This is a genomic window from Paenibacillus mendelii (genome assembly GCF_024498075.1).
In the GTDB taxonomy this organism is placed as follows: domain Bacteria; phylum Bacillota; class Bacilli; order Paenibacillales; family Paenibacillaceae; genus Paenibacillus_Z; species Paenibacillus_Z mendelii.
Genome location: NZ_JANHOF010000014.1, coordinates 1 through 23,275 on the forward strand (window position 1 = coordinate 1; position 23,275 = coordinate 23,275).

At 51.8% G+C, this 23,275-nt stretch carries 24 protein-coding genes and 1 rRNA gene; 3 read left to right on the plus strand and 22 right to left on the minus strand.

From position 1 onward, the window contains the following. Positions 1-254 (minus strand): 16S ribosomal RNA (locus NNL21_RS28010); the annotation flags it as partial. Positions 255-693: 439 nt separating this feature from the next. After that, positions 694-1,572, minus strand: a complete 879-nt coding sequence (locus tag NNL21_RS28015; RefSeq protein WP_204821607.1) for a nucleotidyltransferase-like protein — start codon at positions 1,570-1,572, stop codon at positions 694-696. Between the two features lie 137 nt (positions 1,573-1,709). Here NNL21_RS28015 and NNL21_RS28020 point away from each other — a divergent pair, with 137 nt between their 5' ends. Further along, a complete protein-coding gene (locus NNL21_RS28020) occupies positions 1,710-2,066 on the plus strand; it encodes a YgzB family protein (RefSeq protein ID WP_204821606.1) in 357 nt (118 codons plus the stop codon). Between the two features lie 73 nt (positions 2,067-2,139). Here the strand turns inward: NNL21_RS28020 and NNL21_RS28025 are convergent, their stop codons facing one another. The 6 genes from NNL21_RS28025 to gatC all read right to left on the minus strand — a co-directional run bounded on the left by NNL21_RS28025 (position 2,140) and on the right by gatC (position 10,054). Continuing rightward, on the minus strand, positions 2,140-3,873 hold the full coding sequence (locus NNL21_RS28025; protein WP_204821605.1) for a glycosyl hydrolase family 18 protein: 1,734 nt from the start codon (positions 3,871-3,873) through the stop codon (positions 2,140-2,142). Positions 3,874-4,016: 143 nt separating this feature from the next. Continuing rightward, complete coding sequence (gene perR, locus NNL21_RS28030) at positions 4,017-4,448, minus strand: peroxide-responsive transcriptional repressor PerR (RefSeq protein ID WP_204821630.1); 432 nt, start codon at positions 4,446-4,448, stop codon at positions 4,017-4,019. A gap of 79 nt (positions 4,449-4,527) precedes the next feature. Beyond that, positions 4,528-6,525, minus strand: coding sequence for a DUF4097 family beta strand repeat-containing protein (locus tag NNL21_RS28035; RefSeq protein WP_204821604.1), 1,998 nt, complete (start codon positions 6,523-6,525; stop codon positions 4,528-4,530). A gap of 211 nt (positions 6,526-6,736) precedes the next feature. After that, the gene (gene gatB / locus NNL21_RS28040; RefSeq protein ID WP_204821603.1) at positions 6,737-8,179 is read right to left on the minus strand and encodes an Asp-tRNA(Asn)/Glu-tRNA(Gln) amidotransferase subunit GatB; all 1,443 of its coding nucleotides are present in this window, start codon (positions 8,177-8,179) and stop codon (positions 6,737-6,739) included. A 40-nt stretch (positions 8,180-8,219) separates the two neighbouring features. Then, on the minus strand, positions 8,220-9,677 hold the full coding sequence (gatA, locus tag NNL21_RS28045) for an Asp-tRNA(Asn)/Glu-tRNA(Gln) amidotransferase subunit GatA (protein ID WP_204821602.1): 1,458 nt from the start codon (positions 9,675-9,677) through the stop codon (positions 8,220-8,222). An 89-nt stretch (positions 9,678-9,766) separates the two neighbouring features. After that, entirely contained in the window at positions 9,767-10,054 is a 288-nt protein-coding gene (gatC, locus tag NNL21_RS28050; protein WP_204821601.1) for an Asp-tRNA(Asn)/Glu-tRNA(Gln) amidotransferase subunit GatC, read from the minus strand. Between the two features lie 228 nt (positions 10,055-10,282). Between gatC and NNL21_RS28055 the strand changes: the two genes are divergently transcribed. Further along, positions 10,283-11,080 carry a hypothetical protein gene (locus NNL21_RS28055; protein ID WP_204821600.1) on the plus strand — a complete coding sequence of 266 codons (798 nt, stop codon included), beginning with the start codon at positions 10,283-10,285 and terminating at the stop codon, positions 11,078-11,080. 570 nt (positions 11,081-11,650) lie between these two features. Here the strand turns inward: NNL21_RS28055 and NNL21_RS28060 are convergent. The 12 genes from NNL21_RS28060 to uxuA all read right to left on the minus strand — a co-directional run bounded on the left by NNL21_RS28060 (position 11,651) and on the right by uxuA (position 20,784). Then, positions 11,651-12,028, minus strand: a complete 378-nt coding sequence (locus NNL21_RS28060; RefSeq protein WP_204821599.1) for an ATPase — start codon at positions 12,026-12,028, stop codon at positions 11,651-11,653. Positions 12,029-12,146: 118 nt separating this feature from the next. Further along, positions 12,147-12,929 (minus strand): ABC transporter permease, encoded by a 783-nt coding sequence (locus NNL21_RS28065; RefSeq protein WP_204821598.1) that lies wholly within the window; start codon positions 12,927-12,929, stop codon positions 12,147-12,149. Then, positions 12,926-13,849 carry an ABC transporter ATP-binding protein gene (locus NNL21_RS28070; RefSeq protein WP_204821597.1) on the minus strand — a complete coding sequence of 308 codons (924 nt, stop codon included), beginning with the start codon at positions 13,847-13,849 and terminating at the stop codon, positions 12,926-12,928. The genes NNL21_RS28065 and NNL21_RS28070 overlap by 4 nt, the downstream gene beginning before the upstream one ends. Beyond that, positions 13,846-14,055, minus strand: coding sequence for a PLD nuclease N-terminal domain-containing protein (locus tag NNL21_RS28075; protein WP_309145361.1), 210 nt, complete (start codon positions 14,053-14,055; stop codon positions 13,846-13,848). The genes NNL21_RS28070 and NNL21_RS28075 overlap by 4 nt, the downstream gene beginning before the upstream one ends. A gap of 92 nt (positions 14,056-14,147) precedes the next feature. Next, positions 14,148-14,375, minus strand: a complete 228-nt coding sequence (locus NNL21_RS28080) for a transcriptional regulator (RefSeq protein ID WP_204821596.1) — start codon at positions 14,373-14,375, stop codon at positions 14,148-14,150. Continuing rightward, positions 14,363-14,767: a YxlC family protein gene (locus NNL21_RS28085; protein WP_204821595.1), complete on the minus strand. Its 405-nt coding sequence runs from the start codon at positions 14,765-14,767 to the stop codon at positions 14,363-14,365. The genes NNL21_RS28080 and NNL21_RS28085 overlap by 13 nt, the downstream gene beginning before the upstream one ends. Then, a complete protein-coding gene (sigY, locus tag NNL21_RS28090) occupies positions 14,764-15,303 on the minus strand; it encodes an RNA polymerase sigma factor SigY (protein WP_256555539.1) in 540 nt (179 codons plus the stop codon). Before sigY ends, NNL21_RS28085 begins: the two co-directional genes overlap by 4 nt. Before the next feature lie 167 nt (positions 15,304-15,470). Continuing rightward, a complete protein-coding gene (locus NNL21_RS28095; RefSeq protein ID WP_256555540.1) occupies positions 15,471-16,340 on the minus strand; it encodes an AraC family transcriptional regulator in 870 nt (289 codons plus the stop codon). Positions 16,341-16,478: 138 nt separating this feature from the next. Beyond that, on the minus strand, positions 16,479-17,570 hold the full coding sequence (locus tag NNL21_RS28100; RefSeq protein WP_204821594.1) for a Gfo/Idh/MocA family protein: 1,092 nt from the start codon (positions 17,568-17,570) through the stop codon (positions 16,479-16,481). Between the two features lie 78 nt (positions 17,571-17,648). Beyond that, positions 17,649-18,815 (minus strand): Gfo/Idh/MocA family protein, encoded by a 1,167-nt coding sequence (locus NNL21_RS28105; RefSeq protein ID WP_204821593.1) that lies wholly within the window; start codon positions 18,813-18,815, stop codon positions 17,649-17,651. Beyond that, the gene (locus NNL21_RS28110) at positions 18,812-19,723 is read right to left on the minus strand and encodes a sugar phosphate isomerase/epimerase family protein (protein ID WP_256555541.1); all 912 of its coding nucleotides are present in this window, start codon (positions 19,721-19,723) and stop codon (positions 18,812-18,814) included. The genes NNL21_RS28105 and NNL21_RS28110 overlap by 4 nt, the downstream gene beginning before the upstream one ends. 14 nt (positions 19,724-19,737) lie before the next feature. Then, positions 19,738-20,784 carry a mannonate dehydratase gene (uxuA, locus tag NNL21_RS28115; protein ID WP_204821591.1) on the minus strand — a complete coding sequence of 349 codons (1,047 nt, stop codon included), beginning with the start codon at positions 20,782-20,784 and terminating at the stop codon, positions 19,738-19,740. A 241-nt stretch (positions 20,785-21,025) separates the two neighbouring features. On the opposite strand from uxuA, the gene NNL21_RS28120 reads away from it, so the two are divergent. Continuing rightward, positions 21,026-21,688, plus strand: coding sequence for a hypothetical protein (locus NNL21_RS28120; RefSeq protein WP_204821590.1), 663 nt, complete (start codon positions 21,026-21,028; stop codon positions 21,686-21,688). Between the two features lie 95 nt (positions 21,689-21,783). Here the strand turns inward: NNL21_RS28120 and NNL21_RS28125 are convergent, their stop codons facing one another. Next, a complete protein-coding gene (locus tag NNL21_RS28125; protein WP_204821589.1) occupies positions 21,784-22,020 on the minus strand; it encodes a hypothetical protein in 237 nt (78 codons plus the stop codon). Positions 22,021-22,037: 17 nt separating this feature from the next. Then, positions 22,038-23,210, minus strand: a complete 1,173-nt coding sequence (locus NNL21_RS28130; RefSeq protein WP_204821588.1) for a DUF4062 domain-containing protein — start codon at positions 23,208-23,210, stop codon at positions 22,038-22,040. Positions 23,211-23,275: the final 65 nt, after the last annotated feature.

The window sequence follows — 23,275 nt, forward strand, 5'->3', positions numbered from 1 at the left end:
ATGCGCCGCAGGTCCATCTACAAGTGGCAGATTGCTCCGCCTTTCCCAATTCCCTCATGCGAGGAAATTGCGTATCCGGTATTAGCATTCGTTTCCGAATGTTATCCCAGTCTTGTAGGCAGGTTACCTACGTGTTACTCACCCGTCCGCCGCTAACTCCATTGAAAGCAAGCTTTCAATGAAATTCGCTCGACTTGCATGTATTAGGCACGCCGCCAGCGTTCGTCCTGAGCCAGGATCAAACTCTCCATAAAAGTGCGATCCGAAGACCGACTATATTGATAAGCTTGTTAGCTCATTACTTGTTAAATCTTTGCTTGACAGGTCGCTCATTGTTCAGTTTTCAAAGAACAAATACTCGTGAATTTCTTTCGTCATTCGCTGCGTTTTCTCTCAGCGGCGACTTTTATAATATATCATATCCACCCGTTTGAATGCAAGCACTTTTTTTAATTCTTTTTTGTTTCTTTCTTTGTGCAGCTTCATTTCCTTCGAGGCGGTAAGGACTAATCTAACACATCCCACTTGAATGCGTCAAGCGAAACATGAGAAAAACTTAGGCGAGGAGCACATTCGATAACGTATACCGCCTTAACATGCTTGCACTGTACCTAAACAACAAGAAACGCAGCCGCAGCTGCGTACTCCATCATACCCGAATCATAAAGCATCCCATGCTTGTTTATCGATGAACTATACCGTTTCGCAGCGGTAACGAAGCTCTAATGAATCCGTATCACCTGAGAACGGGATAACTGCTACTTCCTTCACGTAACCCCGCATGACCAGCTTCCTGATCAGAAGGGATAGATCAATCTGTAAATCAGCAAGAAGCGGATGAGACTGGAGATCCGCAATACTCCAAGGCTCTTCACGGCTAGTTAATATAGAGAAGAGAAATTCGCAGCATGATTTCATTTTGCTCATGAAGGAAAATTCGCATGCCAGCATGACAAGCTGCACGCGCTGTTCAAGCGTCTCGGTACTGATGGTTAGCTCCTCGTACAATTTATATATACCAGGATCAAACCGTCTCATTTGGCGCCATAATGCCAGTTCAGGATATACGCCCGCTTCAACGAGAACGATATTCGCCCAATGGTGAAGCGCATTAATCGTATTGCTGTATGCATCAAGCAGGTTGCCGTCTTGCAAATCTTGCTTGGCTTGCAAATAGGTCTGAACGAAGCAGCCAAATTCCTTGAGCTGTTTGCGCCCGCGTAATTCTTCCGGTAATGTTTCCATCCGCTGACGGAAATGGAGTAAATAATTGTCTCTGTCCAACAGGATTTCCCCCTGAACGAGCCATTGTACGCTGCTGCGGGTTTCGCCGCCAGATACCCAATGCTCCAGATTGGCCGGGGTTACCCGACGGATTTGTACTTGAACGCTTCCCATTCGCACATGCTCTAATGCTAGAGAATGCTCGAAATTTGACGAAACAACGATTAAAAGCAGGTCCATCCCATTAATTAATGGACTATACGGATGAGGATCGTTTACTGCCATCAAGCTGATGAGATCCTCGTCTTGCTTGAAAATTTCTAGAAAATGCGCCTTTATATGCTCCACATTGATCCCCCGTATGGCTTCGTCGTACAGTTTGAGCTATAATGATTTCGCAGTTTAATTCTTGTTCGACAAGCTCCGCCCGGTTTCCTGCCCATTCTTAAGAAATCGATGCAGATCTGTCAGAAAGGAACGACATCATGTTTTTTAGATCAAGCAAAATCAACGAATTCCGGCTCTGGGGACTTCTTTTTACACTTCTTGGCATGGGACTAATGATCCTCGGAACGTCTGGTATCGTCTTTTGGGGACAATCGGGAAAAATATTCGCTGGAATCTTCATGGTAATCGGGATGATCGCGATGCTCGTCAGCGTGGGGGTTTATTTCTGGGCTGGCATGATGTCTACTAGTGCCACCATATTAACTTGTCCCGAATGTGCCAGACCAACGAAGATGCTCGGCAAAACGGACCGCTGCATGTACTGCAAAACGATATTGACGCTTGACCCCAATCAAGCGACGCAAAAGCCGGTCGATTCGACTCAGGATGCTTAGACACTCTCTATACGATATGAAAGGCGCCTCCTCGATGGACATACCATCAAAGAGGCGCCTTTCATTACTGCAATTAAGGTCGTTTATTTAAAGAATTATCAATAATAGCCCAAATACTATCGGATTGGAACGTCCGCTGCCAGGTGGCAAGGCCCGCCAAATCGTATTTCATCACAAGCGCTACCCGGGCTTTCATCGAAACGGCATCTTCGATCCATATTCGCTGTAAAGCTCCGTTCTCCGTATATTCTACGTAATTCTGACCAGCCTTTGCGTCAAAGACAGGTTTCAGCTTTCGATCCTTAACAATTCCTGTTACTGTGTCCATCCCAAGCGCCTTCGAGCTTACCTTAATGGAACCCGTCTCATCCTTCTTCTCCGTCCATAGACGCGCATATAGCGGCGCCGCAAGCACCAGCTTCCCGGCAGGTACGTTATCTTCCTCCATAATCTTCACGAGTGCTTGCTCCACCCAAGGGAGCGAAGCGACTGATCCCGACTTGGGACTGGATGCCCAATGCTCGTCATAAGCCATGATCATCATATAGTCAACGATCTTGCCGAGGGCAGCCCGGTCTAGAAACTTAGACCACATTTCGCTGTTCGATTTCGGAGTCACATCGATGGAGACTACCAGCCCCTGCTCATGTAGAAGCGGAGTCAGCTCTTTGACGAATTGAACTAAATTGGCTTTATCGGATGTCACGACATTTTCGAAATCCACATTAATGCCCTGCAGCTTATACATCTGGGCATAAGCCAGAAGCTGCTGGATCATATAGAACCGCTTGTCCGCATCCGCGAGCACGCTCGTTGTCCGCTCCGGCTCAAATCCGTTACTGAACAGCGCCCATACCTGCATGCCTTTCTTATGTGCCCAATCGATATACGCTTTGTCCGCCTTACTGCGAATTTTGCCTGTGCCATCGATCAATTCAAACCAGGTCGGACTTACCACATTCACGCCGGTCAGCGGACCGATGTCCGCTATGTTGGGGTTCTTCGCATACACGGCTTCCCATGTCATATTGATTTTGCGTCCCATCACCTTCCAGGCCACGAACGGCTCTTCCTTCTCAGGTGCCGCGATCCGTTCCACTTGCGATAACTGAAGCTTGTCCTTTGCCGCGTATCCTACGTAGCCTTGCGGGCTTTGAACCCGATACCAGCCATCGTCCTCCCCCCAGATTCTCACTTCTTTCCCTGGAACGATTCGCTCTGCAATAGGAGACCGGATCGTAGGCTCGTGGCGGATTATGACTTCGTCGGTGTCTGCCTTCCCCCGCTGCACGGCATCACCGGCCGGTATAACGGTGACGATATGAGTCACTTCATCCAATTCGACCTTTAGGCCATATAGCTCTTCCAGCGGCGTAACCGGAATATAAACATTGTCTGCTTTCACTTCTGCGGCTACAGTCAAGTCATATTGCTTGCTGTTCATCGTCGCCGTTAATAAATTCGTCTTCAACCGCAGTACTTTATCTACATTCGTCAATATGATGTGTCCGCTCTTCTGCTCGTAATGGATCCAATCCTTTAGCCCCAGAGATGGCTGCTGCAGTACAGAAAGCGGCAGCTTCACCGTTGAATTCTCGGTTATCGCCCCTTCCTTCATTACTTTCCCCTGGACAATAATAGGGTACTCCAAACCATATTGAGGTTTTTCCTCCGTATTGTTTGGAACGTACCGGTTCCAGCCAATCCATATAACGACGAGCATTGAAATGAGTCCGCTTATCAGAACAAGCCACTTTAACCAGCCGCCTTGCCGGCGGTGGCGCGGACGAACACGAACCGTCTGCACGTTTATGTTAGCCTCCTATCAGTCGAGTCAATTACTTGTCCGCTGGACAAAAAAGCGTGCAGAAAGTCGGGTTGACCCCCTCTCCTGCACGCTGGTATTGCGCCATAATGTTACATACGGGCAAATAAAACGCCATGTTATCGTTAGGAATGAACCTTGGAGCAATCCCCGCAGTGCCCGTAAATTTCCATCCGGTGACCTTCCACTTTAAATCCCGTTTCGCGCGATGCCGCGTCCTCCACATCTGTGAGTGGCGGATAATCGAAATCGACGATTTTGCCGCAGGATTTGCAGATGGCATGATAATGCTCGGACAAGTCAGCATCGAACCGGCTAGAATCGTCGCCGTAGGTAAGTTCGCGAACGAGTCTGGCATCGACGAACAGCCGCAAATTATTATATATGGTCGCTACGCTCATGCTAGGAAATACAGGTGATAGCGCTTTGTATATTTCATCAGCCGTCGGATGGGTCATTGAATTCATCAAAAAACTCAGGATGGCATGACGCTGCGGGGTCATACGGACGCCGGTACTTTTCAATTGTTCTAAAGCTTGTTCAACGGTCGCACCCATGCCCTTCACGCCTTTCTGTTTCGTTAGCACCATTGTACGTGCTTACTTTTCATTTTGTCAATGAAAGCTGGTGCCCATTTCAATTGTTGTAACGATTTACCGATATGCTGCTGTTCGCATCGATATTAATTCGATAATCGCCTGAACCGATGTCGCCGCGGATCGTTTTCTTGCTTGCGGTTAAGGGAAGGTCTGTCGCGACATTGCCGAATGTGACAGAGCCGTTGACGGTGTAGCTCCCGTTCTCCGGGATAAACAGACGAATTTCGCCAATCGAGCTGTCGATATCCCAGTCTCCCCCGACAACGCTGCTGCTGATTTCAATATTTCCATTCAACGTATCCGCTTTGATGCTGGAGGAAGCTTCCCGAATCAAAATTTCACCGTTCTTCGTTTCGACCTCCGCAGCGCCTGCAAGCTGCTCAACCTCGATGCCGCCGCTTAACGTCGAGCCTGCTAAATCACCTTGAATCCGCGCTGCTTTCACAATGCCGTTGTAGGTCTCCAGCCGTGCGTTTCCATCGATGTCGGCAACCGTGATACTTCCGTTCTTCGTCTCCACACCGACAGAACCTCTGATTTCCCGAATCGCAATCTCGCCATTCGTGACTTTCACCTGAAGTCCACCCGGCACATTCAGACCCGATACGTCAACCGAGCCGTTCGTCACCTGAATGGTCAATACTACGGAACGTTCCTCATGGTCCATGGGGGATTCATTGTCCGCATTCCCTTCCCCTGACGATGCAGGTGGCTGCGTCATATCGGTACCTTGTGTGTTAGAGGCGGATTGGCCATCATCAAGTAAAACCCCGTCAGCATCTATCGCTCCACTTGAACCCGTATTCGCCGTATTTGCGGGTGCGCCGTTGTCTATAGATTCAGAAGACCCAGCATCTCCTAAAGTTTCACCGTTAATGCCCTCAGTCTGCTGAGATTCATCAGCCGGAAGCTGCACGAGATGAGAATCCGCCGGTACCGTTATCATCATATTCATACGCGGTTTACGGTTGCCATTAGTACCGTATGACTCTCCTTTTGCCTTGATGGTGAGTTTTTTTCCGCTGTCGACTTCTACCATTGAATTAGCGGCAACATCGTCCGCCTCTTGCTGATCTCCCGAATCCACCCACAAGACGGTCACGATTTCAATTTCACTGACATCGCCCTTCTTAAGGGTCACTTTCCCATTCGGATTATCGATCGCAATGGCCGCCAGCTCCTGTTCAACCGGCACCTTGATCAGCTCTTTATCATACCTGAATCCCTTTTCCTCACCGTATCCAGCCATCCCGGCCAAATTAACCTTCCATTCATCCAGCCAACGGAACGGCATCGCTGAATACTGCGTGACCCCGTATGCGGTAACTGCAATGACGACCGCCAGTAAACTCCCGACTAGATCAAACGATAGGCGCTTACTGCTGGTGCGGTAGACGAGACCGAAAATCACAACCTCCAGTCCCAGCAGCACGAATGCAGCCGGCCACCATTGCCCCAGCAGATTGATGTCGTTACGTCCCTTTATTTGATCCCACAGCAGCAAGCCGCCGACGGTCATAATGATGACAGCCGCGGTTAACCGCCCCATTTTGAACATCGTACTCCCCCTCTGTATTCCTATAAAAATAGCGACCGCTGCCAGCCCAATTCCGGGAGCATAGACTCCTGCGGTATCCAACCACGGTGTCAGTACCGTTGGCGCCCGCACAAGTACGAGCAGCACTAAACCCAGGGAGATGATGAGCGCGCCTTGGAGCGCTATAACGGCTGCCTTCGGTTGATCCCCAGCGAGGCGGCTATCTTGGACACCTCGAAGCCGGGCCGCCTCCTGCAGCGTATCGAATACACTGTAGAACCAAAAGAACGGGAGAGCAAGGCCTAAGTAAACGATCAGAAGAGCAAATTCCCCTCCGCCTTCATCCGCGAAGCGGATCATCGCCACAAGGTCCGTAAGCGTCACCGCGACCAGCAGCAGCCCTTTCATATGAAGGCCCAGCACCAAATGCCCTGCGCCAGGAACGAGAAAAGATAGCAATCGCGCCCAAATCCGGGTTGCCCGTTTATTCTCTCTCATGGCGCAAGCTGCCTCCCTTCGCTGTCTGTAATTGCCGACTTGCTGCGCTTCCGAGCTCCGGTAACTTTATATTTATTACTATATATTGTAGCACAACAAGCCGTCAGTCATCATTAACCAGGAGTCATTCCTCCAAAAACGAGCAAGCAGGCGAAGAACAAAAAGAGGCATGTCGACGAATGGAACAGTCGGACATGCCTCTTTCAACGAATTATTGATTCAATCGCTCCAACAGCAGCTTGTTTACAAGTGCCGGATTCGCTTTACCCTTCGTTTCTTTCATCACTTGCCCGACGAGGAAGCCAATTGCCTTCTCCTTGCCGGCTTTGAAATCCTCCACCGATTGCGGATTCTTACTTACGATCTGATCGACTACAGCCGCAATTGCGCCTTCATCGCTAATCTGAACGAGCCCCTGCTCCTCCACGATCTGCTGCGGACGCTTGCCGCTCTCCAGCATCGCTTTGAATACAGTCTTGGCGATCTTGCTGCTGATCGTCCCTTTCTCCATCAGACCAATCATCTCGCCGAGTCCTTGACCGGTAATCTTCACGTCGCCTAGCTCCTGGCCGTTCGCATTCAGATAGCCGAGCAAATCCCCCATGATCCAATTCGCAACCGACTTGGCATCCTTGGTGTACTGTAGGCTCTCCTCGAAAAAGTCAGCGAGCTTCATGGACGACGTAATGACGCCGGCATCATACGATGGCAAGCCAAATTCACTGGCATAACGCGCCTGACGGGCATCCGGCAGCTCTGGAATGCTGGCACGAACGCGTTCCTTCCATTCCTCGCTGATGTTCACCTTCACGAGATCCGGATCTGGGAAGTAACGATAGTCATGCGCTTCTTCCTTACTGCGCATTGAGAATGTCTTACCTTGCGCTTCATCCCAGCGGCGAGTCTCCTGGACAACCTTACCCCCGTTGTCCAGGACGTCCGCTTGACGAATCTGCTCATACTCCAGTCCGCGCTGCACGCCGCGGAACGAGTTCATGTTCTTCAGCTCTGCACGCGTCCCGAACTGCTCCTGATCGTAAGGACGAATGCTCACGTTGGCATCACAGCGCATAGAGCCTTCTTCCATCTTCACATCGGACACGTCACAGTAGAGCATGATTGCCCGAAGCTTCTCCAAATAAGCCCTTGCTTCCTCAGGTGAACGGAGATCCGGCTCCGACACGATCTCGACGAGCGGCGTTCCGACACGGTTGAAATCGACAAGCGATGCAAAACCGCCGTCCACGTGAGTCAACTTACCCGCATCCTCCTCAAGATGAAGACGGGTAATACCGATCCGTTTTGTCTTGCCATCCACTTCGATATCAATCCAGCCATTCTCGCCGATCGGCTGGTCGAACTGGGAGATTTGATATGCTTTAGGGGAATCGGGATAAAAATAATTTTTGCGATCGAATTTGCTTACATCCGCGATTTGGCAGTTGAGTGCCAGCGCTGCCTTCATCGCATATTCCACTGCCTGGCGGTTCAAGACCGGCAGCACGCCGGGATGCCCCAGACAGATTGGGCATGTATGGGTATTCGGCGGGGCACCGAAAGAGGTGGAGCAGCCGCAGAAGATTTTACTCTTCGTATGGAGCTCGACATGCACTTCCAGCCCTATTACCGTTTCGTATTGGGTTGCTTCAAACATCGTCTATTAGCCCTCCGCTTCCTTCACATCCGCCTTTAGCTCAGAGCTGCGGACGCTGTTTGTGATGCTCCGTATGCTGTTCGTACGCATGCGCCGCACGCAGCACCGTCGTCTCGTCGAACGCTTTGCCGATAATTTGCAGGCCGATCGGTAACCCGTCCGCAAAACCGCACGGAACACTGATCGCGGGTACTCCCGCCAAGCTGACAGGAATCGTACAAATATCATTCAGGTACATCGTCAGCGGATCACCCACTTGCTCGCCAATTCGGAAAGCCGGTGTTGGTGCCGTTGGGCCGATAATTAAATCGTAGTTTGCAAATACATTGTCGAAATCCTGCTTAATGAGCGTCCGGACTTTCTGTGCCTTCAAATAATACGCATCATAGTAGCCGGAGCTTAGTGCATAGGTGCCGAGCATGATCCGGCGCTTCACTTCAGGACCGAATCCTTGGCTGCGTGACTTCCTGTAAAGCTCGATCAAATTATCCGGGTTATCGGCACGTACGCCATAACGTACCCCGTCAAAGCGAGCGAGATTAGATGAAGCTTCAGACGAGGCGAGCAGGTAGTAGGTTGCCACCGCATATTCCGTATGCGGCATGGACACTTCCTCCCACGTAGCGCCAAGACTCTCGTATACTTTCAGTGCTTGGAGCACGGCTTCTTTCACTTTCGGATCGATACCTTGTCCAAGGTATTCCTTCGGCACACCGATGCGAAGGCCCTTGACGTCTCCGTTCAGCGCATTCACATAATCAGGAATATCTACCTTCGCCGAGGTTGAGTCCATCTCGTCATAACCGGCAAGTGCCTGCAGGACGTAAGCGGAATCCTCCACGTTCTTGGTCAGCGGTCCGATCTGATCGAGCGACGAGGCGAACGCGACGAGGCCAAACCGCGAGACAAGGCCATAAGTCGGCTTCAGACCGACGACGCCGCAGTAAGCAGCCGGCTGCCGGATCGATCCCCCCGTATCGGAGCCGAGCGAGAAATATACTTGGCCTGCTGCCACTGCTGCTGCAGAGCCGCCGCTGGAGCCGCCTGGCACGTAATCTGTATTCCAAGGGTTTCGCGTTGGATAAAAACTGGAATTTTCATTAGAGCCGCCCATCGCAAATTCATCCATATTCAGCTTGCCGATCGTGATCGATTGCGCGGCCATCAGTTTCTTAACCGTCGTCGCGTTATAGATCGGATCATGGTTACGCAGGAACTGACTTCCACAAGTCGTGAGCAGCCCTTCCGTAACGATATTATCCTTGATGCCTGCGGGCAGGCCGAACAGCAGGCCGCGTTCCCCGCCCTCTTGAAGCTGCTTGTCCAATTCAGAGGCAGCGGCGCGAGCGCCATCCTCATTTAATGTAAGAAACGCTTGAATGGAAGCGTCCGTCTCCGCAATCCGTTGATATGACTCATTGACCAGATCGGTGACGGAAAGCTCTTTGCTCGTCAGCTTGTTATGTACTTCCTGAAGGCGCAAATCAAATGGTGCCAACAATCCTTCCTCCCTTCAACTTCGCCGCGCACTGCAAGGTGCGGGCGCTTAACGGCCACAGAACCTCCTACTGGACAGGTTCCTTCGTTCTATTCTAATACAGCTGGTACTTTAAACTGGCCGTCTTCCTCATCCGGTGCGTTCTTCATGGCCGTTTCGACTGAAACGGATTCACGAACACGGTCGTCCCGCATGACATTCGTAACCGGCAGCACATGGCTTGTCGGCTCTACATGATCGGTATCCAGCTCGCCGAGCTTCTCCGCATATTTTAGAATCGCATTAAGCTGTCCGGTAAGCTGCTCTTTCTCCTGCTCCGAAAGCTCCAGCCGCGCTAAATTGGCGACATGTTCAACGTCCTTGACCGTAATGCTCATGGGCGCGTGGCCTCCCTTTCTATCCTTGTGTGCTCACATTCCTCCTATTATAGCGCAAGAAACGGGTTGAACTCAATGGATAATGGAGCTTCACTTCCAAGCCGGCATAAAGCTGATTTTCAGCAAACTTTCAACTGGCGCTTATCTTCCTTTCATTCCCTCTTAAGGTAGCATGGCCATAATGAAAGAGGTAAAGACCACATTCGCTACAAGAGGAGGATATCTATCATGAACAAGTACCTGAAAACCATGAGCATTACAGCCGCCTTGGCGGTCATGATTCCACTTAGTGCATATGCTGCCACTAGCGCAACAACATCTAATATCCCGGGCGACAGCAGTATAAAGACAAAAACCGCATCGGAGATGGGACATCGCGGAGGCGGACATGGTAAAACGGGCGGCATCGTAAGCCAAGAGGTGCTGGATCTACTCAAGCTGGATCAGGATGGATTGAATGAGAAGCTAGCCGCAGGGAAGACATTGGCTCAAGTAGCCGAGGCACAAAGCGTGACGCGCGAACAATTGAAGCAAGCCCTTACGACTGCCTTCGATAATCGTCAAAAAGAGAAAAAATCGCAATTCACATCGCGCTTGGACACAATGATCGACTCCACGAAGCCGCTTGAAGGAAAAGGCTCCAGAGGAAGGTTCGACTTCAATAAAGTAAATCTTGACGAAGTTGCCGGACTTCTGGGCCTGAGCGATTCCGAGTTGGAGACAGCGCTCACTTCCGGCAAGTCGCTGGCCGATCTGGCAAAAGATAAGGGCGTAGAGGTACAAAACGTGATCGACGCTTTGAAAGCTGCGATCGTGAATGAGATCAATCAAGCCGTGGAAGATGGGCAGTTGACGCAAGAGCAAGCCGGCAAGCAGACAGCAGGCGCCGCTGAGCGCGCAGAGAACATTGTTAACGGACAAGATCACGTACGCGGCGGCGGACATAGGGGCGGCTTCGAGGGAAAAGCGCCTTCGAAATCATCCACATCCTCAACCACCGAAGAGGATAGCGGATCAGAGACATAAGAAGCGGCAGTCGCCGCTTGCTGTACGTTCGCTAAATACAGAACAAGAAGCCTCCACTAATTCGGAGGCTTCTTGTTGTGTATCCGGGGTTTGGACGGGTTCGCTCTAACTGATAGGCAAGCGCCTAACCCCATGCTAACCAAGACAGCCGGTACCCTGCCCATAACTGGTCGCTTTGTCCAACTTAGCTATGTCCTCATAGGGGATGACGGAACGAAATATTCCGCTTTTTACTAAGAGCCCCTTGTCTTTCGATACGATAACTCGTACTAAAGAATAACCACCACACGAATGCTGTGAACGCTGCAATGGATAGCACAGTGACAGCTATGCCAACAGGACCGGTCTCTGAAGCCTTCACCAGCAGTCCTGTGATCATTAACCCGTCGAATTGGAGCACGATTCCAAGAAGAAGAACAACGTATTTGACGTCGACCTTTGATTTAAATACCTAGGGGGAAGTCTCCTTCAAGGAGGAGGTTAATCGTGGACACACGCTCAATAACTCGCCTGTCTTCTACCGTTACTCTGTGTCAGAACGGATATTGCACTCACGAGGAAATGTATGCACTAAATCCAAGCCTTCAGGTTCACCTGCCGGATGAAATCCTCGCGGCTCTGCACTTCGTTACTGTTTTCCTCCACCACTTCCTCCTCATCGCCGTTCATCACGCGCCGGAACAATTCCTCGTTATGCGTCGCAAGCGCAAAATCGATCAACGCTTCACGTTCGACACGCTCGGCTTCCAGCTGCAAGAGCACTTCCTCGAGCTCAATGTCCTCGGCCGGCACATAAAAGTTACGGCCCGCCTTAGGCACGCGAACGACGTAATCGAATGCGTTATCGGCATTGCGGTCGTATGCAATAATATATCCGTACTCCCCAACGGGGAGGTTCTGTTCGAAAAGGTCTGAAACCATTATCACTTTCTGCCCTAGCTTGAGCATGTTTACATCCCTGCCTCTGCTAACTTATCAATTATTCTATCCTACTAAAATATAATAACGAAGTCCAATTGATAGAGCAAGCGGATTAGGCGTAATTTATTCCAATGAATCCTTCCGTCTAGGCAGCATCCAGAGACGGGCGTTTCCTCAGCACTGCCGCACTGGCCGTCAGGGCAGCAGCCATTGCGCAAAACGTTACCAATACGACGAGCCATAACCCTTCCGCCGTATGATTCATTACGAAAGATGCAGCGAGTTTCGATAGATTGCCAGGACTCCAGGCAAAGGCATTCGGCAGCATAGAAGCGGATAACGATAGCAGCACGGATACGGCCAGAGCAGAGAACGCCGCAGCCGCCGCGCTTCTCAGCAGCGAGCTGAACAGGATGGTCAGCGTGCCTACAAAGCCAAGCCACAGGGCAAAGAGGAGCAAGCTTCCGCCGACTTCCCTCCAGCCAACGGCTTCGAACAAGGCCATGGTGTAATACCATGCTGCTCCGTAGCCCATGGCAAAAGAGATGGTGGAGAGGGTTAGCATCGCAGCCCATTTGGAAGTCACGAATGCCCCATATGAAACGGGCTTGACCAGTATCATTGAAGCTGTCCCGCTAACCCGTTCGCCGGATATTGCGCCCATGCTGGACAACGCAACCACTAGCACTCCAAGGGTGCCGAACTGCCCCAGCGTTTGCGCAAGAACCTCCACTGCTGTCGGGACAGGAAATTCAAACGTGGTTCCTTCAGGCAAATTACCCGCGCTTGCGAGTATTTCCGGTAAGAAATAGGTGGTAATCGGCTGCGAAGCACCAAGCAGAATGAAGACGATCGGTACCCAAATCAGCTTATAGCTTCGAACAAGCTCCAGCCATTCTCTACAATAGAGCACAAACCATTGCGTCATCTTGCCACCGCCTTTATAAATAAATCTTCGAGCGACGTGTGACCGAACTCAAGCTTCGTCACACGCACATCGGCTTCCGCAAGCTGGGCGAGCAACATGCGCCGTGCTGCCCCGACATCGTTCACGACCAGGCGTAAGCCGCTGCCTGTCACCTCCGCCGTCTGGACAAATGCAGGTTGATGCCGCATCCATTCCTCCACCCATCCTTGCGAACGTTCATCGCCTTCCGTCTCAAGGAGCAGAACCGGCTGCCTGTTAGAGGCGCGGATCTCATCGATCGCCCCATGAATCGCAATCCGTCCTTCACGCATGATTAGAACGTCGTCGCATAGCTCTTCGGCATCATGCAGCACATGCGTAGAGAAGAGAACGGTCGTCTCCCGCTTGAGCTCGGAGAGCAGGGCCATCACTTCGCGTCGGCCGATTGGATCAAGTGCGGATACCGGCTCGTCCAACACCAGCAGCTTTGGTTTATGGATAAGCGCCTGTGCCAGTCCAAGCCGCTGCTTCATCCCTCCGGAGTAACCGCCGATGCGCCGCTTGCCGGCGTCTGCGATCCCGACGCGTTCCAGAAGCTCCTTGCTGCTGGCTTCTGCTGCCCTGGCACTCATACCGCACAGCCTTCCTGCATAGACAAGAAACTCCTTGCCGCTCATCCAGCCATAGAAGGCAGGAATTTGCGGCAAATAACCGATTAGCTTGCGCCGATCCATGCCAGGCTCTTGATACCGGAAGGATATGCTTCCGGAAGTGGGCTCGAGAAGTCCGGTGATCATTCGGATCGTCGTTGTTTTGCCCGCTCCGTTCGGACCAAGCAGCGCCATACAGCGGCCCTCGCCGATTGTAAAATGAATGCCGTCTACCGCCTTGGAGCCTGCAAATGATTTGGCGAGCCCTTCAACCTTTAAAAGATGATTCATGACGCCAACTTCCTTCCAAAGATAAAGAATAGAATAGAGCCGATCAGATTGCCGAACAATATGATGAGCACCCACATCCAGCGGGGACCACGCGTCTCTTCGGTACGGATGCAAACAACCAGCGCAATGATCATAAGCAGCAGCTGGAGGGCGAGTACAGGGCCGAGAATGGTCCACAATTGTGTATTTGTTAATTGATCCATCATATAAACCCCCTTATATTTACTCCTATGACAACCTTGCAGATCTTTATCGTCCCTTGCTTCATAAGCATGAGGCGATATCCACTTTTACAAGCTTACGGCTTCCAGAGGTTACGCAATTTCTCGTATTGGGCTCGATCAACCCGGACCACAAGCCAATATAAGATGAGGGGCATGGGCACCTGTATAAGTCCCCACAGACCCCAAAACCAAGGGAACCGGCTGTGCTTTCTCGCATCGATAAACAACCAGGTGGACTGGCTGATGAGCGCAATCAGGAGCAGAACAAGAAGCCATACCGGAATTTGCTTTAGTTCGTCCATTTGCCCCGTCCCTCCCTGCGTACCACCGGACTGACAACGAATAGACAAGCGGCCATGAGGACAACGACCTGCACAATGATAAACAGCTTCAGGTCCCGCTGCACGAGCAGGACGAGCCCGGACAGGATCATTCCGCTAACGACCCAGAACAGCAGCAGGTCGCGCCACAGACGGCCGCGCAATCGATCACGCTGATCGCCCGCGAGCTGCTCCAGTGATTGGATGGACGGAATTTCCGGTGTCACCGAATCATCCCATTGCTTCAAATGGCGTCCGACCAGCTGTTCGAATTGCTCGGCTTCCCATTCCTCCGAACTGCTGCCTTCGATAGGGGATTCCGTCTCCATATCGCGTTTATTCTTCGGGCCGTCATGGTGATTCTTCCTTCTCATTGGCTCAACTCCTTTCGCAGATGCTTTAGGCCGTTATGCAGCCTTGACTTAACCGTGCCTATCGGGATGTCGAGCCACTTGGCAATCTCCTCGTAGGCGTAGCCGTAGTAATATTTCAGCAAAATAGGGACTCGGATCTCGTAAGGCATCTCGCCAAGCGCATCTAATGCTTCCGGCCATTCGTCCTGTCTCATGGCTGCATCGAAGCGAATGGACTGCATCGCCTGCTCCGCGTTACGCCATCTGCGTTCCCGCTCCTTCTTGCGCATCTCATCCATATAAAGTCTGGTTCCGATCGATATAAGCCATGTAGAAAATTTCGACCGAAGCTGGAACGTACCGATCCGCTCAATCGCCTTGAGCATGGTCTCCTGGACGAGATCCTCGGCCATCGCCTTGTTCATCGTCACCTTCAGCATGTACCGGTATAATAGGGAGTAATTATCCCGCAGCAGGATAGCCAGTGCTCGATCATCGCCGCGAACGGCCTGTTTCATCGTTGTTTCATCGTCCATTCGCCGTTCGGTGGTGACCATAGGCAGCCCCTTTCTTTACGATTCCTTAGCTTCTTTACTTTGTTGTCGGCAATATGACGCTTAGCCATACAGATTTGTTCACGGGCTCACAAAAAAAAGTTTAAAACTAGTGAACATGAGAAAAAAGCGTCCCCCGAGCCCGCGTATGAACGCAGGCTGGGAACGCCTTAAGATAAATCGGCCGGCGAAGTAACGAGCCGTCTGCGGTAAGCCTCCGGACTGCAGCCTACTGTCGCCTTGAACATCCGGCTGAAATGCGCCAGATGATGAAAGCCCACCGCGCGGCCCACATCCGAGACGGACCGGGCAGGCTCGAGCCGAAACAACATTTTCGCTTGATTGATCCGCCGGTTGTATAAGTATTTGAAGACCGTCGTGCCCGTCACCTCTTTGAACAGGTTAGATAAATAGGGCTTGGTCAGATGCAGCGCGCCTGCTATGGCGTCAAGCGTAACATCCTCTGCGTAATGCTCCTCCAAATACGAAACAACGCTCTGCACATGCCGCTCTTTGAGCGAACCATGCTGGTATTCATCGACTGGCTTCGTACACCATTCCCGAAGCAGCTCAAGCAAGTCCAGGAACCGGAACAGGAACCTGCCGCCAGCTGCCGAGGATAATGATTTCCGGCTATCGTACAACTCGTTCATTGTGTGCAGCAGCCTCTCTAGCTCCTGCTGCTCGTCAGCGCTGAGCGATAAGCGGATATTGCGAAGCTCCTCGAACGGCTTAAGCAGAGCGGAGGCAGGCTCCGGCTGCAGTACCTTATGGATATAAGCCGGGTCGAAATGAATAATGGTCCGGACATAAGGCTCATGAAGCGACGGATTGGGGCAGTGAAGTGTCATCCCATGCATGAGAATCAGGTCGCCTGGGCGAAGCGTCATCAGCTTGTCGCCGATTAAATAATTACATTCGCCCGATTGAAAGTAATAAATTTCATAAAAGGCATGCGAGTGAAACTGCGCGCCCGGCATGGGAGCCTGGTTGCGGTAGGTTAACTCGATCGGTGTCTGCCATTGCATTCGGAGCGGCAAGGAAGGTTCCTCCAACCTGAGCGCCTCAACCGGCGCATCTTGTTCATGAACCGATTGTACCACGCTTACCGGCGTTGGAACATCCGCCCGCTCCTTCTCCTGCGAATCGACAAAACCATTCTTCGCCGCTTCGATTGTTTATTCCACCCGAGCCGAGACATTCTGCGCAGTGACGCACAACTCGCCCGCCTTGAAGGCGTGCTCCTGAGTCATAGCATCCTCCGTCCGGTTCAAGCAATCCATAATAAGCTCTCCGAAGAAAGGAAACCCGACCTGGCCGCCTACTGCATAATGGTACTCACCCTCATGATTCGTGAAGTAGACGTGATCCCCCCGTTTATCGCGGGCAACATCGATATATTTGCGCAGCTCGATAAAACCATCGGTACCGAGAATGATGGTCCGCCCGTCGCCCCAGGTGCCAAGACCGTCCGGCGTGAGCCAGTCCACGCGGAAGTAGTTCGTCGCCCCATTGTCCCCAATGAGTGTCGCATCTCCGAAATCCTCAAGCTCCGGATAATCCGGATTATTGTAGTTCGCAACCTTGCTGTGCGCAACCTTGGCGTCCTTACAGCCGGCATAGAACAGAAACTGCTCGATCTGATGGCTTCCAATATCACACAGAATGCCGCCATATTGCGCTTTGCGGAAAAACCAATCCGGCCGCGAAGCTTTGTTCAAGCGGTGAGGCCCCGTGCCAATCACCTGAACGACCCGGCCAATCGCACCTTCGCGCACGAGGCGTCCGGCGTAGACCGCACTCTCGTTATGCAGCCGCTCACTGTAATAAACCATGTATTTGCGGCCGGTTTCGGCAGCCTTTCGTCGCGCGGCCGACACCTGTTCCAAGGTCGTGAAGGGCGTTTTGTCCGTAAAATAGTCTTTACCATGGTCCATAACCGTCAGGCCAAGCGCCGCACGCTCCGAGGGTACTGCGGCAGCAGCAACGAGCCTCACTTCCGCGTCCTGAAGAATAACCTCGGGCGAAGAAGCTGCCTGAACGCCCGGGTAAGCTTTTAAGAAGCTGGCCAGTTTCGCCGGATCCGGATCGTATACCCATTTGAGCGTGCCGCCCGCTTCAATTAGACCATTGCATTGTCCATAGATATGTCCGTGGTCAAGTGCCATGGCTGCAAAGGTAAACTCGCCAGGGCCGCATACCGGCGATGGCTTAACGACGGAAACCGGCGCATAGTTCATACCGTCGGTACGATTAAAGGAAGATGCCATATCTTTGAAACCCCACTTTCTTTTGGCCCAATGGCCGGTTGACGTTCAAGGTGTCTTTCATGCGGGAGGTATTCAATACTAGAACGTCCCCGTTAAATCCGCAGGCTTCGCATCTGTCTGTACCTGCGCTTTACGCGAAGACGATTCAGCAATACGCTTATTCAACTCGGCTTCGTGAAGCGCTTCGTCCAATGGCAGGTCTACCCAGCCGTCGATCCAGGTCGACAGATGGATCGCATTGGATATCGTCAGCCCATGAATGCCTTCTTCGCCGGGAGCGATTAGTGGCGTGCCGTTCAATACGGCGTCGGTAAAATTCTGGATAATGCCGACATGCTCCGTACTCCCGCCATGAATCGGCACCTCAACCTTCCAGCACTCCGGCGCGCCGAATGCTTCTTTGTTGCGTGCATTGAACGCCCGCTCCGACTCGCGCAATCGCCAGAATGTCAGCTTATCGTCTTCGATCACGATTTTGCCGCGGTCGCCTGTTACCTCAAAGCGGTTCGTACCAGGGGCTTCGCCGGTCGTCGTAATAAATACGCCCGTTGCGCCATTGGCATATTCCACGTAAGCCGTCACGTCATCCTCGACCTCAATGTTGCGATGCTTGCCGAACGCGCAGAACGCGCGGACTCTTACCGGCATCATGCCCGTCGTCCACTGCCACAAGTCCAAATTGTGGGGACATTGATTAATAAGAACGCCGCCGCCTTCTCCCGCCCATGTGGCCCTCCATGAGCCAGAGTCATAATAGGCTTGCGAACGATACCAATTCGTGATCAGCCAATTTGTCCGGCGGATTTCTCCCAGCTCCCCGGAAGCGATCAGCTCGCGCAACTTCCGGTACAGCGGATTCATCCGCTGGTTATATACGATGCCGAACGTCCTGCCGCTAGACGCAGCAGCCTCGTTCATCTCCCTCACCTGCTTCACGTAGACGCCCGCCGGCTTCTCAATCAATACATGCATCCCTTTATCGAAGGCTTGGATCGCTTCCGTAGGATGATCATAATGCGGTGTCGCAACGATAACCGCATCCACGAGGCCCGAGTCAATCATGGATGACGAATCCTCAAAGACGGCTGCGCCGTTTAGGTGGGTGCGCGCCCATTCGCGCTTTGACTCGAAGCCGTCGCATACGGCCGTCAATTCCGCCCCTCTCACCTTGCCCGAGAGTAGGCTGTATGCATGGCCTGAGCCCATATTTCCAATACCAATTACACCGAATCGCAACTTGCTCATGATTCCAATTCCTCCATCCAAGCTCGCATTTGTCTGCCATACGTTTGAAGCATCGTTACCGTATCGTAAGCGCCGCTGAAATCCTCTAGACCAAACCATCCTTCATAGCCGACTGCTTGCAAATCCGCCAGCACTTGTTTCCAAGGCACAATACCGCTTGCAATCGGCCGCCAGCCGCAAGAGAAAGCTACCGGATTGAGCGGATCCCCTTCGATGCCGCCAAGCCCAGCGGCTTGATCCGTATTGGGATGACCTGCAGCCGGTAACCAGCCAGCGTTCTTCACATGCACATGAGCTAAATAAGGCCCTAACAGCTCCATGCCCATCCGATAGTTTTCGAAGCCTTCATGCACCATGTTCCCAGGATCTAACAAGGCGCCGATCAGATCGGGATCGAAACGCGAGATAAGCCGGTGAGTAAGGGATGCGCTTGGGGCGATGGTTTGGTGATGAACCTCCACCAGTGCCTTCAAGCCATAGGTTCTGGCGAGCGCCTCCACCTCGGTCAAATAGCCGACCGCCTGTTCAAACAGCTCGTTGTAATGACGCGAGCGGTTATATGGAGGTACTCCGACGCGAACCATGGCCACACCCAGCTTCTTGGCCAAGCGGAATACTTGCTCCGTCCCTTCCATATCTCCGCATGCAAGGTATGGCGCAAGCGCAATCGGTTTACGACCATGACTTTTGGCCGCTTCGTCGAAGATTGCAATCTCAGCATCCGAAGCGTTTGGTGCGATCGTGCACCAATTATTTCCCCAGGGAGAAGGCTTCTCGGCGCGGAGGGCTTCTGGTGTTTCCTTGCAGCGCCACTCGATGCCCTCAATACCGGCAGCAGCAGCCTCCCTGCATAATTGATCCGGTGTCAGGTCAGGCGTTGCGACGGTAAATACAGATAATTTAACCACAACTACTGCTCCCTTCAGCCTTTCGTTTTGGAGATCGCTTCCCATATCCCATTCAAATAGGTAGCGCCAAGAGCCCGGTCATACAAGCCATAGCCCGGTCTGCCTTGCTCTCCCCATATCATCCGGCCGTGGTCTGGGCGAAGCGGTCCATCGAAATCAGTCTCCCAAAGTGCCTCCAGCACCCGCACCATGTCGATCGAGCCATCTGACGAAAGATGTGATGATTCTTGAAACGAACGTTCGCCCGTTCGCAAAATATTGCGCGTATGAGCAAAATGAAGCTTTTTTTGCGACCCGAAATGTCGGATAATGGCGATGAGATCATTGTCCGGATCGGCACCAAGCGAGCCCGAACAGAATGTGATACCATTAGCAGGGCTATCTACATGCTCGGTAATCCGGCGCAGCTGGGCCATGTCCCCGACGATGCGCGGCAATCCAAAGATCGGCCAAGGCGGATCGTCCGGATGGATCGACATTCGGATGCCAACCTCCTCGGCTACGGGAATAACCCGCTCAAGGAAATAGGCCAGATTGCTCCAGAGTGTTTCTTCGGTAATATCCTTATAGCTATCAATCAGCTGCTGCATGTTCTCTTTGGTGTAGCTTTCGTCCCACCCCGGCAGCGAAAGATCGCCTTTAACCGGGTCCATGCGGGAAATTGTCTCGTCCTCGAATGTCAGCGTCGTCGAACCATCCTTGAGACGGTACGCGAGCTGAGAGCGGGTCCAATCAAACACCGGCATGAAATTGTAGCATACGACCGGAATACCGGCTTCGCCCAGATGACGAATGGTTTGATTGTAGTTTTCAATAAAATGGTCACGCGTAGGACAGCCGAGCTTGATGTCTTCGTGAATGGGAACACTCTCGATTACCGCCAGCTCAAAGCCATGCGATTCCACCGTCCGCTTAAGCTCAGCGATGGATTCCTTCGGCCATATCTCGCCGACAGGAATATCGTATAAGGCGGTAACAATGCCGGAAACGCCGGGAATTTGACGAATGCTGCCGAGGCTGACGGGATCGTTTGAACCGAACCAACGGAAAGTCATTTTCATAGACTGCACCTCATTTGGATGTTTGGTTGGATAGTGCTGCTGGTATGCCTTACATTCGCTTCAGCATCATTGTAGCACAGGGCGATTAAGGGCGAGCCTGGTTTACAAAGGAGCTTAACCACAGTCAAATGAATCCATGAAAAGGCGCTTTAGAATCAAGTTGTTGCTCGATTGAGTATCCACGGTATGGTTTTTCCGTTACAAGCAAATCAATAGAAGCATAATGAGGAGGAATTAAGGTATGCGTCGCATGTCAGGAAACACGGTCGTGCTCGGCTTGTTCGCCATCGTTCTGGTCATCGGAGCAGCGATTGGATTTTATGTCTATAATCAAGCGGATTATTGGCACGAGTCGAAGGCCGATATCGGCCCATTGGAGAAGCGGTTGCACATCGTCATCGAAGAGGCCAAAAAGGGGAATCAATTCGATATTGTCCATTATGAGGATGTTGAAGGCGGCATGATGGTTTTCACCAAAAAGAATGATGAGGCTGACGCAGTCAATCTTAGCGTTAATTACATAAGAGTGAATGATGAAGACAAGCTGGAGTGGGCATGGGGCGGTGAATATGGCATAAGCTCCAATACGGACGATGCGGACCTGCTCTTTCAATATGTAGGCAAGAACGAGCAGGATGCAGACCAGCCATCGCCCTTTCCTATTCTATATGGGGACCTCTTCAATCCAGCCATTGCGAGTATTGTGATCTCCGATCCAAACGGACTTCGGCAATCTGCCAGAATTATAAATGTAGGAAAGAATAAGCGTATTTGGGCGGCGTATTTGCCGGATTCAGCATCCGGGCCTCTATTTACGATAGAGGGAATGAACCGTGACGGCAAGACAATCGCAATCGGTGAATTGAAGGATGGAACAATGGGGATGTCTAAGGCGATGCCTTAATGGGCAGTGCTGATACCGGAAAGGAACGATGCTATGCAATAAAAACTCCCTGCCGGTAAAGCCCGGAGGGAGTTATGTTCATGTTCTTGGAAGAACTAATAATCGCTTGATAGCTTCCTCACACCGCGGAACGGGGCAAGCGGCTGAATACGGTTCATCCATGTTCGGCTTGCGGAGCGTTCCTGCTCCATTCGTTCGTCCTGGGCAGGCAGCTGTTCGGTCGTCAGCAGGGAAGCAATACCCGCATAGGCGGATGCCAACTGGTGCTGCTGCTCACGGATCACGTCGTCAATCGTGAGATTCACCTGAGCATGCTTCGCTTGATCTCCCATATACTCTCCTCCTGCTGCTACAAAATAAAACGAACTAGATTCAGGATATCACCGTTGGCGCGAATTTTCAACAACCCCGCATACAGCTCGTCCATTCTTTCGTTGAATATTGCGTTGTCCACCGACTGTTCCTCGATTGGAAAATGAACCGTAAGAACGTAGTTCCCGAACACATGGCATAAATAGATGAGCCTGTCCGTATAAAACACCGAGGATGACGAAAGCTTCCCGTCTCCTGGCTGTGCAGATGCCAGCGCCTCCCCGTAAGCAAGCGTTACATATGAGTCCGAATCCTCCTGCGGAATTTGAATCTGCCGCGGATTCGCCAAACCCGACCTTGCAACGAGGTCAAAGAAGCCGCTGCCGTCATATAGATATAAAGAAGTGCCCTCGCTATTCCCTACTTTGACAAGCTCAGATATAATTCCCGCCCCTTCGTCGAAGTAAATCGTTCCGCCCTTCAAGCTCCCTTGAGCTTTACGGAGCAGATCGTCATACCGAACCATCTTGATCTCTTCAATTAAAGGAAAGAAATCATCCAGAAAGCGATTGTATAGCTGAAATCTCTCCGATGCCGAAATAACGCTGTCCAGCGACTGCAGCTGGCGATTATTGCGAAGCGTGATATGATCCTCGAGCGTCGCGCTCAGCTCCTTCTTCAAGACGTGGATGATATCGTCGGAGCTGTGGAATCCGAATATCCAAGGCACGACTTGATAGGCATCGTTCAGGATGGCGAGCACTTCCCTCTTCACTGATAAATTACCCATCTTGGCAATGATTTCATCAAATGTTGGCGCCTCTGTGCTTCCATCTTCCGATTCGCGCGTACGCAGCTGCCGGAAGATGCGCAAATATTCCTTGAAGTAAATATTTTTAATGTAGTCCTCTACAAAGACGTACAGCGTCTTGTTCGCCGCGATGGCTTTTTTCAATTCGAGATGCGTAACGCTTTTATTTTGCTCGGGAACGACATAACCTACTTCATAGCCGATAATAAGGATGTAGATGTGCGACTGCTCCACCGCCCTCAGGCAGGTGGTAAGCATTGATGCCGATTGATTCTTCGCGAAGGCATCGGCTTCGAACAGCACCGGCTGATGCCCCGCCTTCTCGATGAAGGTACCCACCTGCTGGCGAATCTCCTCGAGCCCGCTGGATACCGAGCTGACAAACAATTTAGTCGCCAATCACTCTCGCCTCCGATTTCATATAGGAAAGATGGGATTCCTGTTGAAAAAAGAAATCAAGCCCT

What these genes read in the sequence shown, in the direction of transcription:
- NNL21_RS28020 (WP_204821606.1), top strand. Translation starts at nt 1,710, where the DNA reads ATGTTTTTTAGATCAAGCAAAATCAACGAATTCCGGCTCTGGGGACTT.
- perR (WP_204821630.1), bottom strand. Translation starts at nt 4,448, where the DNA reads ATGGGTGCGACCGTTGAACAAGCTTTAGAACAATTGAAAAGTACCGGC.
- NNL21_RS28035 (WP_204821604.1), bottom strand. Translation starts at nt 6,525, where the DNA reads ATGAGAGAGAATAAACGGGCAACCCGGATTTGGGCGCGATTGCTATCT.
- gatB (WP_204821603.1), bottom strand. Translation starts at nt 8,179, where the DNA reads ATGTTTGAAGCAACCCAATACGAAACGGTAATAGGGCTGGAAGTGCAT.
- gatC (WP_204821601.1), bottom strand. Translation starts at nt 10,054, where the DNA reads ATGAGCATTACGGTCAAGGACGTTGAACATGTCGCCAATTTAGCGCGG.
- NNL21_RS28055 (WP_204821600.1), top strand. Translation starts at nt 10,283, where the DNA reads ATGAACAAGTACCTGAAAACCATGAGCATTACAGCCGCCTTGGCGGTC.
- NNL21_RS28060 (WP_204821599.1), bottom strand. Translation starts at nt 12,028, where the DNA reads ATGCTCAAGCTAGGGCAGAAAGTGATAATGGTTTCAGACCTTTTCGAA.
- NNL21_RS28065 (WP_204821598.1), bottom strand. Translation starts at nt 12,929, where the DNA reads ATGACGCAATGGTTTGTGCTCTATTGTAGAGAATGGCTGGAGCTTGTT.
- NNL21_RS28070 (WP_204821597.1), bottom strand. Translation starts at nt 13,849, where the DNA reads ATGAATCATCTTTTAAAGGTTGAAGGGCTCGCCAAATCATTTGCAGGC.
- NNL21_RS28075 (WP_309145361.1), bottom strand. Translation starts at nt 14,055, where the DNA reads ATGATGGATCAATTAACAAATACACAATTGTGGACCATTCTCGGCCCT.
- NNL21_RS28080 (WP_204821596.1), bottom strand. Translation starts at nt 14,375, where the DNA reads ATGGACGAACTAAAGCAAATTCCGGTATGGCTTCTTGTTCTGCTCCTG.
- NNL21_RS28085 (WP_204821595.1), bottom strand. Translation starts at nt 14,767, where the DNA reads ATGAGAAGGAAGAATCACCATGACGGCCCGAAGAATAAACGCGATATG.
- sigY (WP_256555539.1), bottom strand. Translation starts at nt 15,303, where the DNA reads ATGGTCACCACCGAACGGCGAATGGACGATGAAACAACGATGAAACAG.
- NNL21_RS28100 (WP_204821594.1), bottom strand. Translation starts at nt 17,570, where the DNA reads ATGGCATCTTCCTTTAATCGTACCGACGGTATGAACTATGCGCCGGTT.
- NNL21_RS28105 (WP_204821593.1), bottom strand. Translation starts at nt 18,815, where the DNA reads ATGAGCAAGTTGCGATTCGGTGTAATTGGTATTGGAAATATGGGCTCA.
- uxuA (WP_204821591.1), bottom strand. Translation starts at nt 20,784, where the DNA reads ATGAAAATGACTTTCCGTTGGTTCGGTTCAAACGATCCCGTCAGCCTC.
- NNL21_RS28120 (WP_204821590.1), top strand. Translation starts at nt 21,026, where the DNA reads ATGCGTCGCATGTCAGGAAACACGGTCGTGCTCGGCTTGTTCGCCATC.
- NNL21_RS28125 (WP_204821589.1), bottom strand. Translation starts at nt 22,020, where the DNA reads ATGGGAGATCAAGCGAAGCATGCTCAGGTGAATCTCACGATTGACGAC.